This window comes from Deferribacterota bacterium, from assembly GCA_034189185.1.
Classification (GTDB): domain Bacteria; phylum Chrysiogenota; class Deferribacteres; order Deferribacterales; family UBA228; genus UBA228.
The window spans coordinates 1-4,444 of the sequence record JAXHVM010000148.1 but is presented as its reverse complement, the minus strand read 5'-3'; the positions used below and the strand labels follow the sequence as shown (position 1 = coordinate 4,444).

The window sequence follows — 4,444 nt, the reverse complement described above, 5'->3', positions numbered from 1 at the left end:
ATGACATTAGGTGCAGATACAAGAGTGAATATAAAAAAGGGTTAAATAGTAAGCTAGGAGGAGATAATGGCAAAAAAACAAATAGCATTTTATTTTGATCAGAATAGGTGTATGGGATGTGATGCTTGTGTTGTAGCTTGTAAAGATTGGAATAATGTTAATCCAGGGCCAGCTGAATGGCGCAGAAAATATGTAGAAGAGGATGGATCATTCCCAAATTTAGCAATTTTTAATTTGGTTATGTCCTGCAATCATTGCACTAATCCTGCATGCTTAAAAGCTTGTCCCGTTGGTGCAATTTATAAGCGAGAAGAAGACGGTATTGTTTTAGTGGATAGATCGTTGTGTATAAATATATTGGCATGTAAAGCAGCGTGTCCATTTAGTGCTCCTCAGTTTGCTGATGATAAAAGTGAACCAACAAAGGATACAACTTGGCAAGTACCTCATCCTATGCAGAAATGTACATTTTGTTGGGACAGACTAGAAGATGGATTGCCACCAGCATGTGTTGCCTCTTGTCCTCAAAGGGCACTGGATTATGGAACAGTAGAAGAGATATTTGAAAGATATCCAAATGCACAAAGAACAGTAGTAGGATTTCCTGATTCTACTGTAGGTCTATATGGTTCACCCCTTGATGAAGATACACTACCTAATATATATTTTAACCCAAAAATAAAACCAAAAATATATTAGTTTAAAAAATAAATAAAGGTATTATATTGAAGGAAAAAACTTTTTAGGTATGATAATATGTTAATATCTATTGATGAGAAGAATATAAATAATATTAAAAACAAAAAGTTTTATGAAGAAGCTTTAAAGTATATTGACAACAATAGACAGCTGCTAATAGATATAAAAAAAATTGGTATGGATGTAGCAGAATATGATGAAGCTTTGGCAACTAAGAAAAGCAAGCTACTTGATTTATTAAAGCAAAAAGGAGCTATATTTCGTAACAATAATAAGAGTATTTATATAAATTATTTATCAAAAGCTTGCCTGGAATGCAGAAAGGGTGATAAATCTTTTACATTTTTCTATTCCCTAAGATGTAATAGAGATTGTTATTTTTGTGGCAATAAAAATCAAGATAATTATGAGTATTATGTGAGAAATTATAATGATATCATTTCCGAGTTTAAAGCTATTAAGAATAAAAAACAATTGAAAGCAATTGCGCTAACAGGTGGTGAACCTTTAATGTATCCTGAAAGAGTATTCGATTTTTTTAAACTGGTAAAAAGTAGATCTCCCTTAGCTCATACCCGCATTTATACAAATGGTGATTTTCTTGACGAATCAATATTAAAAAAAATGCAGAGACTTAATTTAAACGAAATACGTTTTAGTATAAAGCCCAATGATGATAATAATTATGATACAACAATTATAGAAAAGTTAAGCAAAGCTAAGGAATATATACCAGAAGTTGTTGTAGAAATGCCTGTAATACCTGGTACATTGGAGGAGATGAAAGAATTGTTAAATGAGTTAGAATATATAGGTATTACGGGTATAAATCTATTAGAATTTCTCTACCCATGGATTAGACCTGATGAATTTAAAAAGCGAGGATTTAAGGTAAAGTATAGACCCTATGAAATATTATATAGCTATAATTATCCTGGTGGGCTACCTATTAGCGGAAGTGAAGAAGAGTGTTTAGAATTACTACTTTATGCTCTAGATAAAAATTTTAAAATGGGAGTACATTATTGTTCACTAGAGAATAAGTTAACATCTCAAATATATAATCAAAATGTTGGAACAATGCTTATGCCCTATGAGGTGTTTTCTGAAAAAGATTTTTTCATAAAAACTGCAAAGGTTTATTCAAAGGATATAGGTAAGGTTATTAAATATATAAAGAATGTTAAAGAGTGTGTCTATGATGAAGAAAATGATATTTTAGAATTTCATCCTAAATATATTCCATATCTACCAGATGATATAGAAGTTGCAATAACTTATAACGTTGTTGAAAATAGAGGTGGGGATATGGTATTAGAAGAAATAAATATTGATTATACAAAACCCAAAATATTTGAGTATGACAAAGATATATGAATAAAATTATGAATTTTATTGAAATTAATAGTGGAAGGGAAGTAGTTTATAATTTTTTATCAAGAAGTTTAATAGATTGCCCAGATAAGCAATATTTAAAGATGTTTGAAGAATTATGTACTTATCTTGTGGAGATTGGTAATAATAAAAACGTAGACCACATAAAGGTTAAAAAAATATTTTTAAATCTAAAAAGAGAAATAAATACCAATATTGATAAAAATAATATAATTATAAGATTGTCAAAGGAATATACTAATCTATTTTGTCTTGGTAGTTACAGTATTGCCCCCTATGAATCTGTTTATCTTTCTGTTAGTAGGATTCTTAAGCAAAAGCCTTGGGAAGAGGTTTCTAGGGTATTTAATGAAAATAAATTTTTTACAAAAAAGAACGCTAATTTACCAGAAGACCATATTGCTCATGAACTTCTCTTTATGAGCTTTTTATCGTATAAGGCAAAAGAAGCTTCAAAAAAATCTGATATTGATGAATTGGAAGTTATTTATTACAAACAAATAAGTTTTTTAGAAAAACACCTGTTTAGATGGACTGGTGATTTGTGCAATGATATATTAAGAAAAATATTATATGGTGATTCCTTTTATGCTGGCATTGCCAGTTTCATAAAAGGTTATCTAGATATGGATTATGGGTTCTTAAAGAAAGTAGTTGTGTAAATTTATCATTATTTTTTATATAATCCATATGTTTACTTTAAATTCTATCCTTAAAATAATTCATTTTGAGGAACAATATTAATCTAATAAATATTTAAAATTGCAACATATTATAAATCTAAGGTTGATAATGAATCACTACATCTACAAATTTATGTAATTTGCATTATTTAAAGATATGATCCCCTTATTTTAGGGGACCATATATATTAATATCTATGAATATCCAAATGTTATTTCTTTATCCCTGCTATTTCTTCTAGCATATCTGTAGTTACAGATTTTGGCCTTTCTATTGGATAACCCAAAGCTCTATCCCATGTTATATTAGCTAGCACGCCCAATGCTCTTCCGATACCAAATAGAACAGTATAAAATTCATATTCTTTAACACCATAATGCCACTGGATTACACCTGAGTGTGCATCAACATTAGGCCATGGATTTTTTGCTTTACCCTGTTTTTCTAAAATTGGTGGGACTACTTCATATAGTAGACTAGTAGTTTTAAAGACAGGATCATCGGGTAAATGTTTGAGGCACCATTCTCTTTGGGCCATGTATCTTGGGTCAGTTGCTCTTAAAACAGCATGTCCATAGCCAGGGATAACTTGACCACTATTAAGAGTGTCCCAACAATATTTTTCAGCTTCTTCTTTTGTAGGAACCCTATCACCTAAATCTTTCATCATATTTTGTACCCATTTGAGACATTCTTGATTTGCTAAGCCATGCAAGGGGCCAGCAAGCCCGTTCATGCCAGCGGATAGTGAATAATAGGCATCAGAATAGGCTGAGGCTACCAAATGTGTTGTGTGCGCTGATACATTACCACTTTCATGGTCAGAGTGTAGTATAAAATACAGTCTCATTAAATCATCGTATGGTTTATCAATCCCCATCATATGAGCAAAATCTGCCCCAAGGTCAAGCTCTGGATTTGATTCAATGGGGGTATCCTCTCTATACTTCATTCTATAAATATATGCACCAATTTCTGGAAGTTTAGCCATAAGATTCATACAATCTTCATACATATATTCCCACGCATTCATCCTTGTTACTTTTCCTTCGCTATAAGCCTTTGCAAAAATAGATTCTCTTTGCATTGACAATATTGCCATGGAAAACATTGTCATTGGGTGTGCATCCCTTGGGTATGATCTAATTACATCAAATACATATTTTGGAACCCTCTTTCTATTTTTGAATTCATCAACAACACTTTTAATTTCATTTTCTGTCGGGATATCGCCAGTAAGCAATAGATAGAAGAAGCCTTCAACGTATGGCATTTCAGCATCTTTTGGTTTAGGGAGTTTTTTTAATACTTCAGGTATTGTATAGCCTCTAAATCTAATTCCTTCAATGGGATCTAAATAAGAAATGTCAGTTACCAAACATTTAATACCCCTCATTCCGCCTATTACCTGAGAGATAGTGACATCACATACTTTTACATCACCATATTCCTTAACTAATCTTTGCGTTCTAGGCCTGTGCTCCTCAATTTTCTTTGCCAAACTTTCTTTCAAATTGCTCATAATTAACCTCCTATGTTTATGTTTGATGTTAGTTAAAATTTAACACTAATAGTTTGTAGCAAATATATTTTATTATTACAATATAACAAAAATAAAATAACTTAATAAAACTTTTTAAAGCTAACATATTCTTACTCCCAAAAA

General features: G+C 31.0%; 4 protein-coding genes. 3 read left to right on the top strand and 1 reads right to left on the bottom strand.

The window, feature by feature from the left end:
• Positions 1–66 precede the first annotated feature (66 nt).
• The 3 genes from SVN78_08715 to SVN78_08705 are packed head-to-tail and all read left to right on the top strand — an operon-like array spanning position 67 to position 2,756.
• Complete coding sequence (locus SVN78_08715; protein ID MDY6821687.1) at positions 67–699, top strand: 4Fe-4S dicluster domain-containing protein; 633 nt, start codon at positions 67–69, stop codon at positions 697–699.
• A gap of 57 nt (positions 700–756) precedes the next feature.
• A complete protein-coding gene (locus SVN78_08710; GenBank protein MDY6821686.1) occupies positions 757–2,076 on the top strand; it encodes a radical SAM protein in 1,320 nt (439 codons plus the stop codon).
• An 8-nt stretch (positions 2,077–2,084) separates the two neighbouring features.
• Complete coding sequence (locus SVN78_08705) at positions 2,085–2,756, top strand: molecular chaperone TorD family protein (protein ID MDY6821685.1); 672 nt, start codon at positions 2,085–2,087, stop codon at positions 2,754–2,756.
• 233 nt (positions 2,757–2,989) lie between these two features.
• Here the strand turns inward: SVN78_08705 and SVN78_08700 are convergent, their stop codons facing one another.
• Positions 2,990–4,300 (bottom strand): citrate (Si)-synthase, encoded by a 1,311-nt coding sequence (locus SVN78_08700; protein ID MDY6821684.1) that lies wholly within the window; start codon positions 4,298–4,300, stop codon positions 2,990–2,992.
• Positions 4,301–4,444 lie beyond the last annotated feature (144 nt).

Coding starts and splice junctions, on each gene's coding strand:
- SVN78_08700 (MDY6821684.1), bottom strand. CDS start 4,300: ATGAGCAATTTGAAAGAAAGTTTGGCAAAGAAAATTGAGGAGCACAGG.
- SVN78_08715 (MDY6821687.1), top strand. CDS start 67: ATGGCAAAAAAACAAATAGCATTTTATTTTGATCAGAATAGGTGTATG.
- SVN78_08705 (MDY6821685.1), top strand. CDS start 2,085: ATGAATTTTATTGAAATTAATAGTGGAAGGGAAGTAGTTTATAATTTT.
- SVN78_08710 (MDY6821686.1), top strand. CDS start 757: ATGTTAATATCTATTGATGAGAAGAATATAAATAATATTAAAAACAAA.